The sequence below is a fragment of the Leisingera sp. NJS201 genome (assembly GCF_004535885.1).
Taxonomy (GTDB): Bacteria; Pseudomonadota; Alphaproteobacteria; order Rhodobacterales; family Rhodobacteraceae; genus Leisingera.
This window is the reverse complement of the sequence record NZ_CP038234.1, coordinates 1572159-1591170: the sequence shown is the minus strand read 5'-3', so window position 1 is coordinate 1591170 and position 19012 is coordinate 1572159. Positions and strand designations below refer to the sequence as shown.

General features: G+C 57.2%; 21 protein-coding genes. 14 read left to right on the top strand and 7 right to left on the bottom strand.

The genetic code is table 11. The features are described from left to right. Positions 1–972 precede the first annotated feature (972 nt). From ETW23_RS07900 to ETW23_RS07880, 5 genes are all read left to right on the top strand, one after another. A complete protein-coding gene (locus tag ETW23_RS07900) occupies positions 973–1296 on the top strand; it encodes a hypothetical protein (protein WP_134829671.1) in 324 nt (107 codons plus the stop codon). Positions 1297–1475: 179 nt separating this feature from the next. Further along, on the top strand, positions 1476–3308 hold the full coding sequence (locus ETW23_RS07895; protein WP_134829670.1) for a copper resistance system multicopper oxidase: 1833 nt from the start codon (positions 1476–1478) through the stop codon (positions 3306–3308). 28 nt (positions 3309–3336) lie between these two features. Then, positions 3337–4044, top strand: coding sequence for a copper resistance protein B (locus ETW23_RS07890; RefSeq protein WP_134829669.1), 708 nt, complete (start codon positions 3337–3339; stop codon positions 4042–4044). A gap of 103 nt (positions 4045–4147) precedes the next feature. Beyond that, a complete protein-coding gene (locus tag ETW23_RS07885) occupies positions 4148–4642 on the top strand; it encodes a plastocyanin/azurin family copper-binding protein (protein WP_134829668.1) in 495 nt (164 codons plus the stop codon). Between the two features lie 101 nt (positions 4643–4743). Next, positions 4744–5952 (top strand): ABC transporter transmembrane domain-containing protein, encoded by a 1209-nt coding sequence (locus ETW23_RS07880; protein ID WP_254695172.1) that lies wholly within the window; start codon positions 4744–4746, stop codon positions 5950–5952. Between the two features lie 84 nt (positions 5953–6036). Here the strand turns inward: ETW23_RS07880 and ETW23_RS07875 are convergent, their stop codons facing one another. From ETW23_RS07875 to ETW23_RS07865, 3 genes are all read right to left on the bottom strand, one after another. Further along, positions 6037–6420 carry a cytochrome c gene (locus tag ETW23_RS07875; protein ID WP_254695205.1) on the bottom strand — a complete coding sequence of 128 codons (384 nt, stop codon included), beginning with the start codon at positions 6418–6420 and terminating at the stop codon, positions 6037–6039. 199 nt (positions 6421–6619) lie between these two features. Continuing rightward, entirely contained in the window at positions 6620–7594 is a 975-nt protein-coding gene (locus tag ETW23_RS07870; RefSeq protein WP_254695171.1) for an ATP-binding protein, read from the bottom strand. Positions 7595–7995: 401 nt separating this feature from the next. After that, positions 7996–8721 (bottom strand): response regulator, encoded by a 726-nt coding sequence (locus tag ETW23_RS07865; protein ID WP_134829665.1) that lies wholly within the window; start codon positions 8719–8721, stop codon positions 7996–7998. Positions 8722–9038: 317 nt separating this feature from the next. Here ETW23_RS07865 and ETW23_RS07860 point away from each other — a divergent pair, with 317 nt between their 5' ends. From ETW23_RS07860 to ETW23_RS07845, 4 genes are all read left to right on the top strand, one after another. Continuing rightward, positions 9039–9380 (top strand): hypothetical protein, encoded by a 342-nt coding sequence (locus ETW23_RS07860; RefSeq protein ID WP_134829664.1) that lies wholly within the window; start codon positions 9039–9041, stop codon positions 9378–9380. Positions 9381–9433: 53 nt separating this feature from the next. Next, entirely contained in the window at positions 9434–10018 is a 585-nt protein-coding gene (locus ETW23_RS07855; protein ID WP_134829663.1) for a cytochrome c, read from the top strand. 9 nt (positions 10019–10027) lie between these two features. After that, positions 10028–10927 (top strand): cytochrome c, encoded by a 900-nt coding sequence (locus ETW23_RS07850; protein WP_134829662.1) that lies wholly within the window; start codon positions 10028–10030, stop codon positions 10925–10927. Between the two features lie 151 nt (positions 10928–11078). Then, positions 11079–11495 carry a c-type cytochrome gene (locus tag ETW23_RS07845; RefSeq protein ID WP_254695204.1) on the top strand — a complete coding sequence of 139 codons (417 nt, stop codon included), beginning with the start codon at positions 11079–11081 and terminating at the stop codon, positions 11493–11495. Between the two features lie 1055 nt (positions 11496–12550). Here the strand turns inward: ETW23_RS07845 and ETW23_RS07840 are convergent. The 4 genes from ETW23_RS07840 to ETW23_RS07825 form a co-directional block, all read right to left on the bottom strand. Continuing rightward, on the bottom strand, positions 12551–12760 hold the full coding sequence (locus tag ETW23_RS07840; protein WP_134829661.1) for a hypothetical protein: 210 nt from the start codon (positions 12758–12760) through the stop codon (positions 12551–12553). After that, complete coding sequence (locus tag ETW23_RS07835; RefSeq protein ID WP_134829660.1) at positions 12753–12971, bottom strand: hypothetical protein; 219 nt, start codon at positions 12969–12971, stop codon at positions 12753–12755. Before ETW23_RS07835 ends, ETW23_RS07840 begins: the two co-directional genes overlap by 8 nt. A gap of 209 nt (positions 12972–13180) precedes the next feature. After that, a complete protein-coding gene (locus tag ETW23_RS07830; protein ID WP_134829659.1) occupies positions 13181–13801 on the bottom strand; it encodes a hypothetical protein in 621 nt (206 codons plus the stop codon). 5 nt (positions 13802–13806) lie between these two features. Then, positions 13807–14232, bottom strand: coding sequence for a helix-turn-helix domain-containing protein (locus ETW23_RS07825; protein WP_134829658.1), 426 nt, complete (start codon positions 14230–14232; stop codon positions 13807–13809). Between the two features lie 105 nt (positions 14233–14337). On the opposite strand from ETW23_RS07825, the gene ETW23_RS07820 reads away from it, so the two are divergent. From ETW23_RS07820 to ETW23_RS07800, 5 genes are all read left to right on the top strand, one after another. Next, positions 14338–14631 carry a hypothetical protein gene (locus ETW23_RS07820; protein ID WP_134829657.1) on the top strand — a complete coding sequence of 98 codons (294 nt, stop codon included), beginning with the start codon at positions 14338–14340 and terminating at the stop codon, positions 14629–14631. Next, positions 14628–14936, top strand: a complete 309-nt coding sequence (locus ETW23_RS07815; protein ID WP_134829656.1) for a hypothetical protein — start codon at positions 14628–14630, stop codon at positions 14934–14936. The genes ETW23_RS07820 and ETW23_RS07815 overlap by 4 nt, the downstream gene beginning before the upstream one ends. Next, complete coding sequence (locus ETW23_RS07810; protein WP_134829655.1) at positions 14933–15757, top strand: hypothetical protein; 825 nt, start codon at positions 14933–14935, stop codon at positions 15755–15757. The genes ETW23_RS07815 and ETW23_RS07810 overlap by 4 nt, the downstream gene beginning before the upstream one ends. A 184-nt stretch (positions 15758–15941) precedes the next feature. Beyond that, on the top strand, positions 15942–16823 hold the full coding sequence (locus ETW23_RS07805; RefSeq protein ID WP_205879952.1) for a ParB/RepB/Spo0J family partition protein: 882 nt from the start codon (positions 15942–15944) through the stop codon (positions 16821–16823). A gap of 2 nt (positions 16824–16825) precedes the next feature. Beyond that, positions 16826–18880 (top strand): transposase domain-containing protein, encoded by a 2055-nt coding sequence (locus ETW23_RS07800; RefSeq protein ID WP_134829653.1) that lies wholly within the window; start codon positions 16826–16828, stop codon positions 18878–18880. Positions 18881–19012 lie beyond the last annotated feature (132 nt).

The window sequence follows — 19012 nt, the reverse complement described above, 5'->3', positions numbered from 1 at the left end:
AACCCAATACAAGATCTCGGCCTCGTTTGCCCCAGTCATTGATGACGGGTTGAGGAAAAGTCTTTCGAGAGAGATGCCTCCCGCAACCCCTGCAGCAAGCGCAAGAATACCGAGAGCAAAATAGCGTCCACGCATGGAAAACCTCGTTTTGGCTTGCGGCATGCAAACCTTGTCTGATCAGAAAGAGATGGCGTACTCGGTTGAGCGCCAAACGGATTCAATCAGATTGAACGGGGAGGACGATCATGCGGGAGTTCTGACCTGGAAATTACTCCAGCCGAGCTCGCTATCACGAGTTGAACAGATACCAGGCGGCGCTCAACAGACAGAATTGGTGCTGCGTTGAATTCGTGAAAACAGCAAACGGCCACCGAACAAGTGGCATGCCGTTCTTCATCAGGGATTTTGCAGGTGCCCTTTTGATGATGCCTGTGCGGCGGTCTTTTTGCCGATTTGTGCAAAGTGCATGTCTCGTGCTGTACGTCAGAAACAGCGGCGACGGCATTTGCGGGAGGCGATGCATGAGCGGAAATTGCCGCAAATGTGTTCAGGAAAACCACAGCAACAAAAACGGTTGACGCAACAGTGCGTATCAACCGACCAAAGTCACTCCTGAACCCAGTAACTGCCATAGCGTGGCACATAATCAAAATTTTCTTTAGCGCAACCCCTTCCAGTGCGAAATAAAGGCCACCAGGTTCTCTGCTCCTGAGCTGGTGATACTGGAGCAATGGCGTTGTCTACCAAGCCTGTGCAACAGCTTCCCTGCGCATCATTTGGGCTCTCCTCAGCCTTTCATTTCTTAGAAGCACTGATGATCGCTCACTGCTCAGAAAGGCCGCAAGTGTACTGAACGGTTTTGGGACGAGCTGACAAAGGCGCACCCGGTTCGCAAATGTATCAAAACGTATCCTTGAGTTGGAAACGCGCACTGGCTAGCTAGATAGAGCGAAAGCAAACGGAGCTGATTTGATGCGCTCAAAAGCGGGAAAATTGTGGACATCGTTGACGCTGGCGTTGTTGCTGGTGCTGTCCGCGCTTTTCGCGCCCTTGACTGCAGAAGTAGAAAGTCAGGTTGAGGCTGCTCCTGTTGCCCAGCATGAAACGGCAGACGGGCACAGTCATTACAGAACCGGCCTATGCCACAAGGCTGCGGCCTGTGAAGTGCCGGTTGCTCTGCAGCCCTGGCAGCAAGTTACCATCACCGAAAAAGCAGGAAAGCTGGCGGTCGTCCTGAATGATTTCGGCCTGGCTTCCGTGGCGCCCGAAGCGCACCTTCCGCCTCCCAAAGCGTGACCCCAAGCACCTGAACCCTCTGCTTGCCATTCCTTTTAGCTTGAGGACTGAAGCAGCGTGCAATTGCACCGCTCTATGAGTGAACGCTGCATCGTCTGATCCCGGCGCACAAAAGCTGCGTTTGCGGATGCTTGCAGGGGATGACCTGACCAACATCTCAACTGACCAAAGGATTGACGATGCCACCCATCGCACCTTGGCGCACGGCCATTGCCGGCGCCGTCCTTGCCCTGTCCGCGGCCGCCGCGGTCCAGGCCGGGACCTATGACATCACCGTGGACAAGATCCGCATCAACGCCGGGGATTTCCGCAAGTCCGGTGTCGGCTACAACAGCAGCCAGACCCCGACCATCCTGCGCTTCAAGGAAGGCGAGGAGGTCACGCTCAATGTGACCAACAATCTGCGCGAGGACACCTCCATTCACTGGCACGGCCTTATCCTGCCGTTTGACCAGGACGGGGTGCCGAAGATCAGCTTTGAAGGCATCAAGCCGGGTAAAACTTTCACCTACAAATTCCCGATTGTGCAGGCCGGTACTTACTGGTTCCACAGCCATTCCGGATTCCAAGAGCCGGACGGGGCCTATGGTGCCATCGTAATCGAGCCGAAAGGCGGCGAGATAGCACGGGCGAACCGCGACTATGTGGTGCAGCTAACGGACACCCACCCGCACCGGGGCAAGCGGATCATGCGGAACCTCAAGATGTCGGCGGACTACTACAACCGCTCGCAGCGCGCGCTGCAGGATCTGATCCAGGATTCCGGCAGCATGGGGCTGAAGGCCGCGCTGGAAGACCGCAAGATGTGGGGCCGGATGCGAATGATGCCGACTGACATCGAGGATGTTCAGGGCTTTGCTCCGATGATCAATGGTCAGAGCACCGCGCAGAACTGGACTGGCCTCTTCAAGCCAGGCGAGAAAGTCCGGCTGCGGCTGATCAACTCTTCCGCAATGGCCTATTTCGACGTGCGGATTCCAGGGCTGAAGATGACCGTCGTGCAGGCCGATGGCAATGACGTGAAACCGGTCACCGTGGATGAGCTGCGCATCGCCGTGGCGGAGACCTATGACGTGATCGTCCAGCCCAGGGAAAACCGGCCCTACAGCATTGTCGCGGAATCCATGGGCCGCACCGCGATGGTGCGCGGCACCCTGGCGCCGCGCGAGGGGCTGGCCGGGCCGGTCCCCGCAATGCGCCCCAAGCCGCGGCTGACAATGGCCGACATGGCCGGCATGATGGGTGACATGGGCATGGAAGGCCATGTGATGCGCAGCGACACCGGCATGTCGGACAGTGTCATGATGATGCCGGGCATGGATCACAGCCAGCACCAGATGCCGGCCGCCTCTGGCAGTTCGTCAATGACGAAAATGGATCACAGCCAGCACAACATGGCTGCGCCTGCCAAAGCTGAGCCGATGGCTGGTATGGACCATAGCCAGCACAATATGGCCGGGCCCAAGGCATCCGAAGGCGGCGCAATAGCCGGGATGAACCACAACGGGCATCAGATGGCAATGACTGGCGAACAGGAGGGCTTTTACGCTGCGGGCAGCGGGCTGACTCCCAGCGCGGCAAACGGCGGAAAATTTCTGTCCTATGATGATCTCAGCGCCCGCCGACCGCTCTATAGGGACCGTCCCGCGACACGCGAGATCGAGCTGCGCCTCACTGGCAACATGGAGCGCTACATCTGGTCGATCAACGGTAAGAAGCTGTCCGAGGCCGAGCCGCTGAGGCTGAAGTACGGCGAACGAGTCCGGTTCAAATTCGTCAATGAAACCATGATGGCTCACCCGATGCACCTGCATGGCATGTGGACGATCCTGGATACCGGCAAAGGCCGCAGGGATCCCATCAAGCACACCGTCAGCATTGCGCCGGGCACCACCGTCTACACCGAAACCGAAGTCGATGCGACTGGCCAGTGGGCCTTCCACTGCCACCTCTCCTACCACGCCGACGCGGGCATGTTCCGCAAAGTGATCGTCGAAGGCGGCCCGGCTTGACCCGGCAAGATCAGAAAGAGACTCAAACATGAGCAAGACACGCAACGCGGCGTTTGCCGCGGCCGGCGCAGTGGCACTTTGGTCCACCCCTGCCGGAGCAGAGCAGCTGATCTACGGCTTTCAGGTTGAGCAGCTGGAGTATCGGCAAAGTGACGGTGAAGATGCCTTTGTCTGGGATTTCGACGCCCTGATCGGCACCGATGAGCTGAAACTTGTCTGGCGCAGCGAAGGGGAAAGGGTTCAGGGATCGGGCGAGTTTGAAGCTCTGGAAAACCAACTGCGGCTTCAGTTCCCGGTGTCTACCTTCTTTGATGCGGTGGCCGGGGTGCAGGCCAGCACGCCGGACGGCCTGCCGGACCGCTATAACGCGGTGCTGGGCTTAAAAGGGCTGGCGCCGCAATGGTTCGAGATCGACGCCGATCTGTACCTGTCGGACCACTCGTTCTTCCGTTTCGAGGGCGAGTACGAGGCCATGCTGACCAACCGCCTGGTCCTGACCCCGAACCTGGAACTGACGGTGCCGCTGCAGGATGATCCGGCCTACGATCAGGCAGCTGGAGGTGCCTCGGTCGAGGCTGGGCTGCGGCTCAGCTATGATCTGATCGACCGGGCGGTCTCTCCCTACATCGGCGTCAACTATGAGGAAGCCTTTGGCGGCACAGCGGATCTGCTGCGCGCCAGCGGTGAAGAGAACGGCGTGCTCTCAGTCGTCTTCGGAACCCGGCTGATGTTCTGAACCGTCGCGTCAGGCCGGGACAGCCCGGCCTGCTGCATCCCCTTCCTGCCATGGATCCCTCGGCGGAAGGGCAATTTCCCCTCTCTAAATCAAGGAGATACCAATGAAGAAGCTTTTCCTTTCCGCGGCGCTGGCCGCTCTGACCGGCGCACCTGTTCTGGCCGGTGTTTCGGGCCACGGCGAAGGCCATAGCGCCCATGGCAGCCACGGCGAACAGATGGCGGCCGGCATGCCCGGAAACCGCAGCAAGGTTAGCCGCACAGTGAAAGTGATTATGAAGGAAACCGAAGACGGAGAAATGATCTTCACTCCTTCTGCCATGGAGTTCAAGCAGGGCGAAACCATTCGCTTCATGGTGGTGAACAAGGGAGAGCTGGACCACGAATTCGTCCTGGACACGTCCGAACGCAACGCCCTGCACAAGGAGGCCATGGCCGGCGGTATGGAGCAGCACAACACGCCGAACGCGGTCACTTTGGAGCCTGGCAAGCGCGGCGAAGTCATCTGGAACTTCAGCAATGGCGGCACATTCGAATTCGCTTGCCTGATCCCGGGCCACTATGAATCCGGCATGTACGGCCAGGTTGCGGTTCAATGATCTGCTGAGTGCCGCTGCCTCGCCCCTCAGGCGGCAGCACCGCAGCGCGGCAGTTCCAATGGGGCTGCCGCATTTCCCTCTATCTCAACAGACTTATTTCAATGCCACCCGAGCACAGGTTCCCGCACTACCATTCTTTCGCCCATGAGACCGCGAATTGGCTGGGTTTCAGCTACGATGAAACCTCTCCGGAATGGGTGCATCCCGCGATGCATCTGGTATTACTGCTGGCCCCGGCTCTGCTGGCAATCTCCGCGGCTACGCTGCTCGGCCGGGCGCTCCATCTGCGGCTTGCGCGTTCCTCCGCTGGCCTAGTGACACCAACGACCGCGTCCATCGCCGGTCTCGACCGGAACCTAATTACCCACATTGTCCGGACCACGCGGCGGCAGCAGTTTTTCCTGCTGCTTCTGAGCCTGTCTTTGTTGCCTGTGCTGTATCTATCGTTGGAACTGCCCAAGCAGATCGTGAATAACGTATTGAGCAAATCGCACGCGCCGCTGAGCCTGTTGGGATATGACCTGACTGCTACACAGCATCTGGCAGTTCTATGCGGTGTTTTTCTGTTGGCAATCACGCTGAACGGTGTCGGGAAGTACCTGCTAAACGTGCTGAAAGGGCGGCTCGCCGAACGCTGTCTCAGACTTCTCCGGCTGCTCATCTATCGTCGTTGGCGTAAACAAGTCGGCCACCCGCGAAAAAGCGAGCTTCCGCAAATTTTAGGGCAGGAAGCAGAGCCGATTGGCGGCTTTGCAGCGGATCTGGTTGCGCTTCCGGCAACCCAGGGCGGAACGTTGCTTACAATCCTGCTGTTCATGTTCATTCAGGATCCGATCCTGGGTGCTGCAGCGCTGACTATTCTGCCGCTGCAACTGTTTCTGCTGCCCTATCTGCAGCGGATTGTGAACCGGCTGAGCCGGGAACGTATTCAGGAGATGCGGAGACTTACCCGCAGTCTAACGGAACAGCTGAACCCGGCGCAGGACCGCCCCAGAGATGTGCTGCTTACAATGGCCTCGTTGCGGCAGTTGGAGGCGATCCGCAGGCGGATCCACCGGGTGAAGTTCTTTGCCAAGGCGTTGAACAATTTCCTGACCGCGCTGACGCCGTTCCTCTTCTATTCGCTAGGCGGGTACTTTGTGCTTGAGGAACGCATCACTCTGGGCGCTCTGATCGCGGTACTGGCGGCGCATAAGGATTTCTCAGCTCCGCTCAAAGAGCTGTTCCGCTTTTACCAGCAGTTCGAAGATACCCGGATACGCTACAAGGAGATTCTTGGGTTTCTGTTGGAACCGCAGCAAACGGATTAAAGCCGTCAGTGAAAAGCTAACATCCAGCAGCGCTGCTGCCCAGCCTTCTGGCGGAAAAAGCTATGCAGACAAGTCTGTCCGATCTCAGTGGATTCCGTTTGCGCGCTGCAGCTCTCGTACGTAGCCTGTCACCAGGTTGACTTCGCCATCAGTCACCCCGGGCACTGGCGGCATGTTTCCGAACCGCCAGTGATGTGCTCGTACGCCGTTTTTGGCAGCCAGCAGGAATGCGGTATCGGAGTGGTGGCTTGGCTCATAGATCTTGTGAACCAGCGGTGGGGCAACCCCTTCGTGACCAGCGGCATTTTCGCCATGGCAGGATGCGCATTTGGCTTCAAAGATGTGTTTTCCTATCTGCGCGTTTTCAGAAAGGGTCTCGGGCAGCTTCACCTCGACAATAGCTACGCCCTCCAATATTGCTTCCGCTGCTCCCGGCTTCTGCTCTGTTGGCCGGGAAACGCCCCACATGGCAAATCCGCCGACGGCAATCACTGCTGTTGCAAGTATCAGGCCCGTTCTGTTCATGTCTTCCCCATCCAATTGTCAAAGTCGCCACCGTTGCGGGAGCCGTCCTGGCGGCCATTAGATTTGCGGCCTTCCAGCGCAGGAAGGTCAACGCCTGTACGGCCCGTGATTTGTATCGGTATGTATCCGAAAATAGCCGGACTCACTGTCCAAGCGGCAGCTTCAGAACGGCGCAGAGACCGCCCTCTGGCTGGTTGCGCAATGTGAGGCTGCCGCCATGCGCGCGCAGGATGGTGCCGGCAATCGACAGCCCCAACCCGTGCCCGCCCGTTTCCAGCGAGCGCGAAACCTCCAGGCGAGTGTAGGGTTCAAAGACCCGCTCCAGGTCGGCCTCCGGGATGCCGGGTCCAGGGTCGGAAACGGTGATCAGCGCAAATCCGTCTTCTAGCCCATATCCAATCTGTGCCTCACCTCCGTAGCGCAGGGCGTTTTCAATCACATTGCGCAGAGCCCTCCGCATGGCGTTCTGCCGCAGGCAGATCTGGACGGGATCCCCAGGCAGCAGTTCAAAACCGTTCAGCATGTCGTTTCGTAAAGCCTGGAGAAAACTGCCCAGCTCGCAGTCTTCAGGCTTTTCTGCGTCCGCCAAACCACGGGCAAAGGAGAGTGTTGTTTCGACCATGCTCTGCATCTCCCCGATAAGGGATATCATGCTGCTTCGGGTTTCATTGTCTTCCACAAACTCTGCTCGCACCCGCATTGCTGTCAGCGGCGAGCGCAGGTCGTGGCCTAAGGCGGCAAGCATCCGAGTGCGCTCGGCAACCAGGCTGGTTATTCGATGCTGCATCCTGTTGAACGCATGGATGAGCTCTTGTACCTCCAGAGGCCCGTCTGCGGGAAGCGGTTCAGTAGCTTCCTCACCCCCCAGGTTTTCAGCCGCTGAGGAAAGCATGCTCAGTGGAGCCGTGACACGGGTCAGCGCAAACAGAAAAATTGCAGCCAGGATGAAGCCTGCGCTGAGGGCAAAGGTGATCGTCGGCTGCAAGGACCATTGCAGCGGTGGCCGCTCGAACAATGTCGCTGCGTTCAGCCATTGGCCATCGCTCAGCGCAATTGACAGGTTCAATTCAATGGCCAGCATCTGGCCGCGCATCATTTCCCGATGAATCTCAGCCATCTCCGGTTCCAGATAGGGAAGTGGCAGTCCAGCACTATCAGTCTCGTGCAGTTCAGCCCGGATCTCCCGGTTGGTGTCTCCGCCCAGAAGTGCGCGAACCCGTGCCTCGGCAGCACCATCAGTGTCATGTGAAGTGTGCGTTACGACCGGGCTGCCGCTAAGTTCGAAACGCACCAGAGGAGAATTGGCAGCCCGGATAATCGAGGGATGGAGGGACGGAGGAGCTTCTTCAATCAGCCTTGCGACATTGGCTGCCCTGCCGGCTGCTTCGGTGCTCATCGCAGCCCGGATCGCTAGGCTGCGTTCCCCAGACAAGAAAAACAAGCTTACGCCCTGTGCGGCGGCCAGCGCCAGCACGACCAAAAGCACTAACTGCGACCGCAATCTGCGCGGAACAAAACTCATTGATCCAAAACCTCAATATCCACGGACAGGCAGTATCCGCCATTGCGAACCGTGGTAATCAGGCGCGGGCGCAAGGGATCACTCTCTATCTTGCGGCGGAGGCGGCTGATCTGATTGTCAATTGTCCGATCCATTGGCGCCGCTGCCCGGCCAGCGGTCAGATCCATCAACTTATCGCGGTTCAGTACCAGGCGGTTACGCTCTAGCAGCACGACTAGCAGCTTGAATTCGGAGCCGGTCAACGCCGTCTCTTGTCCTGCGCTGTCGAGGATCACCCGCCTGTCACTATCCAAAACCCATTGCCCGAACTTCACACGTTTACCTGCCAAGCGGCCTGCGAGCGGTTCTTCCTTGGCTGTACGGCGCAGGATGGCCCGGATGCGGGCCAGCAGCTCGCGCGGGTTAAAGGGTTTAGCCAAATAATCGTCTGCACCGGTTTCCAGCCCGGTGATCCGGTCGTGCTCCTCGCCCAAGGCGGTCAACAGCAGCACAGGCAATTGCCCTTCTTGAGACAAGCGTTTGCAAACGGACAGCCCGTTCTCACCTGGCATCATCACATCCAGAACAACCAGATCGAAGCTTCCGGAGGTGAGCATCGCATCCATTTCTTCGGCGTCCTTGGCGGCGGAGGACCGCAGGCCGTTTTTCTCCAGGTAACGTGTGACCGCAGACCGGATTTCACGGTGATCGTCGACCACCAGAATATGGGGGGTGTTGCTCATACTTGTTTGAAATATACGAACACTGCGGCAAGGTTCGAGAGAGATTTGTCGCGAAGTGTATCAGAGTCGGCTTCGCTTGCTTCTCTGCTTGCGTAGTAATGAAAACGCTCAGCTGCGAGCGAGCAGTGGGAGGTTATCTACCTTGCAGAAGAGCTTTCCTGCTTATCTTCGAGTGCATTAATTTAAGCTGCCACATGAACGAGCCGCGTGGTCCGGTAGAGTGAATTGCGACGGCCGGCCGCTTGACCAGGATGGGTAGGAAAGGCATCGTTGTCTGTGTCCGTGAACTTAGCCACGAAAACGGGAAAAACTGAGCAGTGCGCCTCTTTGCCAGACTAGAAATTGGGTATTTGCTGCTGGCTGCGGGTCTGCTCGTCGCAGTTATCTTCCTGTCTGCAAGTCAGGCAAATGCACACGGGGCTGGCGGCGGAACGCATATCGCTGTCACTGTTCAGGACATTGATCAAGAACAGGCGGGCAGTAGCCATATTGAACATTGCCATGGCAGTTCGCTCTGTGGTGGTTTTGCTGTTCTCATAGGCAATTGCCTTTCAATGCGGCCAAGCATGCAGATCTCTCGTCCTGATATGCCGCTAGCTCTATTGAGGCCGTATATGATCACTGGCTTTGATCCGCCGCCTCCCCGTTACCTTTCCTGAATACTGATCCTGCGCCTTCAAAGCGCAATCTCAAACTATTTCAGGGAAACAAGATGACACTTTCCAAACTGGTTTCCGGCGCCGCATTGGCGTCGCTCATTGCTGTAGCTGCTCATGCTCATAGCGGTGCAACTGGCATCGTAAAGGAACGGATGGATGGCATGGGAGTTATGAAAGACAGCATGAAAGTGCTGGCTCCGATGATGCAGGGAAAAACGGCCTATGATGCAGCCGCAGTTCGCAGAGAAGCAAAAAAAATCGGAGCCCATGCGGGTGATGTCCTGACGACGCTCTTTCCAGAGGGTTCAAATGGGCATCCATCTGAAGCCAAAGCTGAGATATGGGCCGACTGGGAAGGTTTCGTCGACCTCGCGGAAAGATTGCAGACCTATTCTGATGGCTTGGCCACGGCAGCGGAGAACGGGTTGATGATGCCAGAAGCCCAGGGGACAGGCATGATGTCCAACAGCGCCATGATGGGATCATCCCATATGGGTTCCGGAAGTATGATGGGGAGCGGCGCAATGATGGACGGCAGTCCAAGCGCTGAGGCCCTGTCCCAGATGCCTGCCGACGGTGTGTTCATGATGCTGAGCCAAACCTGTTCAGCGTGCCATACTCGTTTCCGTGAAGAGTGAATTCGGATTATGAAACGCATGCTTCGTTATGCCTTTGCCGCTGCAGTTACAGCGTCGGCAGGGCTGACCGCAGTGGTGGCTTGGCCTATTGGCGTGCCGCTGAGCGAGCTTAACCTAGAGGGGGATGTGAACCGCGGAGCCTATCTGGCCAGAGTGTCTGGCTGTATCGCTTGCCACACCGACTTTTCTAACGGCGGAGCACCTTTGGCAGGTGGAGTAAAGCTAGAAACTCCATTCGGTACTCTGTACTCGCCCAACCTCACATCGGATAGTGAACACGGAATAGGCAGTTGGACAGTTGAAGAGTTTGCACAGGCTGTCCGCCAGGGTGTTTCCCCTGATGGCCAGCCCTACTATCCGGCCTTCACCTACCCATTTTATAGCAACTTCACGGATCAGGAGATTGCCGATCTCTGGGCTGCTTTTCAGACAGTTCCGGCGGTGGCCGAGCCGTCGAGGCGGCAAGAGATGGTATTTCCGTTCAACCAAAGATGGGGGCTGAAACTTTGGCGAGCGGCGTTTCTTGAGCCTCCAAGAACTGAAGCTGTTCCTGGGAACGGTGAAATTTGGAATCGCGGGCGGCTTCTGGTGGAGGGTGCCGCACATTGTGCCGCCTGTCACACGGGGCGAAATTTAGCCGGAGCCCGGAAATCAGACACAGAGCACTTCAAGGGCAGCAATACACTGCCAGGGGGCGGGAAAGCTCCGGCCATCGATTACTTGTCTCTTCGGAAACGCGGCTGGACTGTCGACAGTCTGGCATACGCACTACGCAGTGGCGTCATGCCGGATGGCGATGCATTCGGCGGAACGATGGGAGAAGTCGTTCTCTATGGAACTGCCTTTCTGACCGAGTACGACCGTAAGGCAATGGCGACCTATCTTCTGGATGATCATTCCGGTGGTTGAAGATTTTGCGGAAAAGCAAGCCCGGCACAGAAAAGAAGGATGGCATGAACCTCAATCGTCGGTAGGCCGCAGGTATGAAGACTTGGTTGGACATTACATGAAAACAATTTCCGCCATAAAGAAGACCGCCCAAGCTGGAGCTTTTGCTATCTTGGTTGGGGTTGGTTCAACTCACGCGCAGACGCAACCGGCCAACACTGACCCTTCAAGAGGTGAAGAGCTTTATGCTGAACACTGCGCCAGTTGCCACGGCGTGAATCTTGAAGGGCAAGAGGATTGGCAGTCTCCTGATGGAGATGGCGTGCTTCGGGCGCCACCGCATGACCGCACAGGTCATACTTGGCACCACGATGATGCCGTGCTGTTCACCTATACCAAATTTGGGGGGAAAGCCGCGCTCTTAAACATGGGGGTAACGGGAGTCATCAGTGGAATGCCGGGATTTGAGGACAGGCTTTCCGATCAAGATGTTTGGGACATTCTATCTTTCATAAAGTCAACTTGGCCGGAACGCCTACAGGAGGCCCAAAAGCAACGCACGCTAATGGCACAACCCCAAGGAAACTAATGTGAGACTGGTTTTCATGTGGTTACTGACATCCGTTATTTCACTGTAGGCAAACTGCGCTGCGGTGCCATCATGAAGCAAGATGGCAGTTTAGGGCCGCCCGTGTCGGCCAAAACCAATTAGCTTTGATTGACAGCGGGGCGTCGGTCCCGCTGTTTAACCCAGTTTAGTCATCGGTCGCCTAGCAGCTCTTCGCGTACGCAACACATCACAACGTGCTTCACAAGCGAAGGCCCAAGCCCTGTACGACGGCGGCTTAGGCACGCTCATGCCGTCCGCTGCATGTGGCACCAATGTCGGCTTCCTGCGCATTGCGACCATCAGGCACGGACCAGGCTGCATTTGCGGCGAACGGCGGCTTCGTCCCGAACCCGCACCCCCTCTTTAAACACCCATTAAAGCCTTGCACCGCCCGCCGTTTTTAACAGTTTGGGCGGCCGAATTCCGAGTATTGCAACAGGAAGTGTCCCGTACTGCAGCGGGAAGTGTCCCAAAACCACAGCGTCAAAACCCGGAACCGGCGGATATCCGGACTGGCCAAACCCCGGTTTTGCGCCTAAAAATCAGGGAATTCGTAAAAATGAGTTGCTGCAACGGGAAGTGTCCCGCACTGCAACGCGAAGTGTCCCGCTTGTTAGGGGACACTTGATATTGCAGTAACCGGAAGAGGCTCGAAGTATCAGGACTTATCCGGTTGGAGCCATATAAAGAAGGGCTTACAGGCAGGTTTGAACCTGGAATGAGGCCCGGAGCGTTTGTCCTTCAATACCCGGAAAAATGGCCCATACAGCGTGATTGGCTGATTTTGGGACACTTCCCGTTGCAAACTCTCAAACACCCCTGAAAGGCCTTTAAAACAGGGTTTTAACACAGGAGCGACGGCAGGCAGCCTCCTGAAATCGCGTTACCGAACTTGGAACTAGCCCAAAAAATTTGCGGACACTTCCCAGAATGGGATATCCGGCGCAAAAACATTGACTTAGGGAAATTCAGTGGCCGAAAGCGGCGTTTCGAACTTGGAACGGATTTTCAAGCACCCGGCACCGTCTGATGCGTCATTGGACTGACGGCGGCGCCCCGTCGGCCTCTGCCTCTTTGATCGCCGCCCAGGCTTCGTCACCTAGGACTGCGCGTAACACCGCGTCGACCTCTGGCAAGTAGGAAACCCACAAGGCGGCGCCGTCCATCTTGGCGTTTGGTGGGTGCCCGTCCAGCTCGCAGAGTGCTTTGGCGGCGCGTTCACGACCGGGAACCACTTTAGGCATTCTGCGGCCCCTTGGCGCTCTTAATCGACCGTGTCCTGCGGGTGAGAAGAAGGCGCCGAATGTCAGCGCGCTGTTTCACTGTTTCGGCCAGTATTTGGCGTTTTAGATCAATGCGGGCGTCCAGAACCGCAAGCCTTTGTTTTTCCTCATCATTTGCAAATTCCCGCCATCCCCTGTCTACCAATGACTGGTATTCATCAGTGTCTGACATCTGCAAATTCCCTTTGTTTTCAAGGAAACCCGTCTACCAGTGACTGGTATACAAGGCTAAACGGAGCATGTGATTGCCGCTCTGACAGCCATTTTGCAGCCATTTGCTCCATTTGAACAGGGCGCAGTTCTCTCATCCTTCCGACGCCCTGCCGCCATGAAATGTCGCCAGTACGCGGAAAACGCCGGTCCTGACGAACACCGATCAGACTAGCTCCTCCGCCTGCTCTTGCGGCCAACCACATATCTGTAAGCGGTCTCCAACTGGTTGCTGTCCAGCTCACTCAGACTGGTGACGCCGAACTTATTATCCAGGTATCGATCCAGTGCCTGGCGGTCATCGCTGTCCCTAGCGTTGACGTGGATGTAGCGGTATTTGCGCAGGCGCCAGGCATCGCCGTTCTTCACAGGGGCGCTGCGCGCGGAATTCAGCCTGCCTAGCCATTGATCCAGGTAGATTCTGGCCCTCACATAGTCCTCCGAGGCGATTTCGGCGTAGGTGATGACGTTGCAATGCAAGTTCAGTGCTCGCCAGACTGTGGCATGACGCGTGGGCTTTTGCTTCAGCTTGGTTTCTGTCTCCACGATTTCGTTCACCCGCTGCTTCAGAGCTGCCTTCTGGGCGGGCGAAATATGGTCTTCATCAGGGTTCACTTGAACCACAACACGCAGCGTGCAGGGCGTTGTCGTTTTCTGCGTGAAGTTGCCATAAACGACGGTGTTGTTGGACCCCAGAATGATGGGGCCGCTGCTTTGATCCGATGCCGGTTTGGCGCTCCTGGTTTCGCCGAAGAGTTCCTTGATCCTGCTCTTTGGGTCGTCTCTTTCCATGATTCTTATGCCATTCTTACTAGACGAATAATTTGTGCCGTCGCTCCTTCGCCTTCCTGCTCCAGGAGCTCGTAAGCGGCGGCGATCAGACTCGCTTTAATTTTTGGTGAAGCTTGGCGGTCGAAAGCGTCCAAACCTTCTTCCACGGCTTCGATTGCCAACCGTAGCCGATCTGCGTCTGAGAACTTTACTTCAGACGTACCGGTTGGCACCACGCCCTCTAAGGCAGGCTGCCTATTGTCCAGCAGCCAGTTCAAATCCACCTCGGTCTCTTCTAACAACCTCGACAGAAATTCATGGTCGGCTCGCTGGCCGCCTATCTCTATTTTCTGCACCTTCCCTTCCGGGATATCCAAAAGTTCTCCCATTGCGCGCCGAGACAACTGCAACACGTCCCTGACGTGCCTGATTTTCTCTTTGAAATCAGTCATTTATCAAATACTTCCTATAATCTATCCAATAGTGATTGACTAATTATCACCATTGGATAAATTGGGATTACTACCTCAGACTACAAGCCTGCATTGGGAACCAGTATGCCAAACGATGAAAAAACCTTCCAGCCAGGAGTAATCCTGCACACGGTAATTGTGGGGGTATTCCGCTCATCGGGCACCACACTGGGTGCCTGGTGTACGGAGAACGAGGTCAACCCCAGCAAGGCGCGCACTGCCACCTATGGGCAGGCAGGCGGCCCGGAAGGCCAAAAACTGCTGGACCGGATCATCGACGCAGCTGGCCGCGAGATGGTTGAGATGGCCTATGCCGAACGCGTAAGGCGACACGCCGAAGAAGTTGAGCAATCTATGCAGGATCGGGGGCGGAAATGACCCTTTCCCGCAATGAGCTTAGCGTCATCGAAGGCGATGCGCGTGTTATCAGCCAGTCCCGCACGCCTGCTAGCAGCGGCCTGGCTCAACTTCCCGGCAGCCATGGGGATGCGCTGCCGGGGCCTTTTTATTCCCGCCTGCCACTCGCCGGAACGGGTCCCAGCCTTGCCTCATTTCTGGCGGGTTGGGACCAAAGAGCGCGCGAGTTGTGGCCCCGCCCGGCCGATCTGGCCGGTGAAGTAATCGGCGCAGCCTGCGCGTTCGCCCTGCCCTTCCTGTTCTTGTTTGGAGCCTTTTTGAAATGAGCATTGAAACCTTGAAGTTCCCCCACTCCCCGCATGAACGTGCAAAGGCCCTGATCGAAGCCGCAAAAAATTACGCGGCTGCACGAGAGAAGTATGAGGCCGCAAATCAAGATCTATGGAATGCGGATGGCCTAGCGCCATCAGAAATAGACCGGATTGGAGATCGTTTCGACGAGGCTTTCGAACGCATGGCCGAACACCAAGAACGGGTAGCCGACCTGGTTGCTGACCTGACCAAAGACGGCTCATTGGCATCGGTCAGTGCGCTGCTGGGGCGGCAGCGGTCCGCCCAGCAGATCGGCTTCTATGATATTGATTCTGCAAGAGAGCTTGCGAAACACCGTAAAGCGCTGCGTGACAGGTGCCGGGAGGAGCGCTTACAGGCCCCTAAACAGACCTGGCGGAACATCGAACGGATCCTAATCCCGGGCTATCTGTTCAATCGGGTAATTCGAGCAGTAACACCTCCTCGGGTGTTGGCTGGTCCAAAAATAGTAAAGCTTCTCGAGCAACGACAGGAACGGCTTGCCGGAACGGAGTTTCCGCAGGGCTATCGAGCTTGGTGGAAAGAGACGCAGCTATGTCTAATGCAGTGGCTGCTTGAAGCGCCAGAAACCGCGCCTGAACCCACAGCAGAAATCCCTTTCCCAAGTCCAGCTTTGCAAGACGTCGCTCGCGATCTGTCGGACCTTCGGAAAGGAATGTTAGCGCAGGCTGATCGTTCTTCAGGAGATCCAAGTGGATCACCGGCCACTGCTGCTCAATCTTCGGCAGCATCTGCTGCCGCGTCTGCAGATCAAATAAATCCAGAAGCTCATTAGCATGGTCGCATGCTTCCCGGAAATAGCGGTCGAGACTGCTGTTGCCCAATGGTTTCTCCATCCTGAGGACCTGCAGGGCGACTGTACTGCCGCAAATCTGGGGCGCAACCCCGCCGGCCATGCCGCACAGAACGGCACGCCGTCCCTTGAAACCCCTGAATTCAATCAAAGTGGAGCATCCCCAATGACCCCTCCAAATTGGCAGAAAATTCAAACCCTTCCGGTTGCCGATATCCAAGTGGAAGAACGCTTGCGCATTGCCTCACCCACGGCGGTTGCCAGCATCGTGTCCTCCATCAATGAAGTGGGCGGAATCCTGCAGCCGCTGTTGGTGCGCAAAGTCAAAGACGGCTACCGGCTGATGGACGGGTTGCACCGCCTGACCGCTGCCAAGGAAGCCGGTCTGGAAGAAGTGCCGGTCAAGGTGAGCGAATGCACCAACGACCAGGCTATTCGGATCGAGGTAGACGCCAATGTGGCCGGCGCCCCGCTGACCCCGCTGGACATGGCCGTTTTCCTGGCTGCGCACAAAGCACTTTATGAGCGGGAAAACCCCGAGACAGCGCAAGGCAAAGCTGGCGCGCATGGCCGCTGGGATGCAAACGACAAAATGTCGCTTGCATCATTCAGCGCTAACGCCGCTGAAACATTCGGAAAATCTCAGAAGACAATGCAGCGCTTGATCAGCGTCGGCGAAAAGCTGTCCAAAGACGAAATCGCCCAGCTGCGGAGCGCGCCGAACCGGGTGCAGTTCAAGGATCTGGAGCATATCGCCAAGTGCGGCGCGCAGGCAGACCGCAGCGCGATCTGCACCGCACTGGGCCAGGGTAAAGCGAAGTCCGCAAAAGAAGCCCTGGACCGGATGAAAACACCCGGCGAGCCGGTTCAGTCCACGCCTGAGATGCAAGCTTCCAAGCTGTCCGATGCCTTTGCCAGGGCCGCCAAGGCTGCTCGGCTGGAATTTGTCCGGCGGAACGGGGAAGAACTGGCAGCGCTGCTGGCCGAGGTGCAGAAACAAGACGCTACCGGCGAGGTCGTTCCCTTCTCCAGCCAGAGGGAGGCCTGACAGTGACCAGGGATCTGAAGCCAACACAGGAATGGTGGTCCGCGGCTGACATCGCAGCGGCGCGCCTTCCAGGGCTGCCTGGCAGCGTGCGCGGTGTTAACGCCTATGCGGAACGCGAAGGCTGGAAACGCGTTTTCGCAGCTATGAAGCGTAAACCCGGCCGCGGCGGCGGGCTGTTCTTTCACTGGTCCCTGCTGCCTGAAGCAGCGCGTTTAAAGGTGCTTAAAATGGGTATTGAAGCCCCTGTTGAGCGCCCCGACAGAACGGAGGCCTGGCTGGCCTATGAGCAGCTGCCAGAGAAATCCAAGGCGGAAGCCCGGCGGCGGCTGGAAGCGCTGCACAAGGTGGAACTGCTGCACAGCAGCGGCACGACCCACGTCGTTTCCGTCGCGGTGATCGCCTCGGAAATGAAGGTCAGTTCGCGCACGATCTACAACTGGATCACCCTGATCGAAGGTATTCCGGCTGCGGATCAGCTTGCCTATCTTGCGCCTCAGCCGCCTAAAAAACGTATTCGGAAAGAAGACAGGTCCAAATTCAAGCCGTTTATGGACTGGCTGAAAAGCGCCTTCCTGCAGTTTGAAGGACCAACGTTTTCCCAATGCTACAGGAAGGCGAAGTTAAAGGCCGAAAAAGAAGGCTGGCCCTTCCCCATCCAGAAAACCGCCAAGCGGTGGGTGGATGCTGAGGTGCAGCGCACCACCCAGATTTATACCCGTGAAGGCCCGCGCGGGCTGATGCGCTGTTATCCGGCGCAGATCCGCGACCGCTCGTCTCTGACAGCAATGGAAGCCGTCAACGCCGACTGCCATAAGATCGACGTCTTTGTGGAATGGCCGGACGGCACCGTAAACCGTCCCCAAATCATCGCGTTTCAGGACCTTTACTCCAACAAGATCCTGTCCTGGCGGGTGGACCATGACCCCAACAAGGTCATGGTGATGGCGGCCTTTGGCGAGATGATCGATACCTGGCGCATTCCCAAGCGGTGCCTGTTCGACAACGGCCATGAGTTCGCAAACAAGTGGATGACGGCGGGGGCGCCGACCCGGTTCCGGTTCAAGATCCGGGAGACAGATCCGGTTGGCGTCCTGCCGCTGCTGGGCATTCAAATGCACTGGGCAACCCCAGCGCATGGCCAGGCCAAGCCGATTGAACGGGCCTTCCGGGATATTGCCAGCGACATTGCAAAAGACCCCCGCTTTGCAGGCGCCTATGTCGGCAACCGCCCCACGGCAAAGCCTGAAAACTACGGCAGCCGCGCTGTGAAACTGGCTGAGTTCCTGGAAGTCCTGGCCGAAGGCATTGAAGAACACAATGCCCGCCCCGGCCGCCGCTCTGCCAACGCCAACGGAAGGTCCTTTGACGAGACGTTTGCAGACAGTTACGCCACAACCACGCTTCTGAAGGCGACCGAAGAACAGCGCAACCTTTGGCTTATGGGCCAGGACACTGCCAAGCTGCACAAGCACAATGGCAGCCTGAACTTCCACGGCAACGTCTATCACTGCGCCTGGATGAGCCAGGAGGCAGGCCGCAACATTGTTGTGCGCTTCGATCCTGAAGACCTGCACAGCGGCGTTCATATCTACAGCCCGGAAGGCGCGCATCTTGGCTTTGCCGAATGCCTGGAGAAAATCGGCTTCTTCGATCTTGAGGGCGCGCGCTCGACGGCGAAGCGGAACCGTCAGATCAAAAAGGCTGAAAAGAAACTCGCAGAGCTGCACCGGCCGCACACACCGGAACAGCTCGGGGCTGATCTGAACGAAATCCGCAAGGAAACAACCGCACTGATGGAAGCCAAGGTGGTGAAACCGGTGTTTCCCAAGACCCCCAGGGTTTCAACCTTCCGGCAGCATTCGGACCCCAGCGCCGAGGCGGCACAGAACGCCCTCATTCTGCAGATCGGCGACAAGCGGAAGAAACCCGAACCTTCCCCAAACAGGAGACCTTTAAAGTGGCCACTACAGCAGACGAACGGTTTGCCCAGGCGCAGGAAATCGAGCGCAGGCAGCAAAACGGCGACCCGGTCGGGGAGCGCGAGGCGGGCTGGCTGAAGGGCTACCAGCAGCATTCGGAATACGAGGCGCTGGCAGCGCTGAAACAGGCATTCGGCGGCAATAACGCCGGGTAGATCACAAAAAAACCGCCGCCTGGATAGACCCCATGGCGACGGCATTGATTGACTA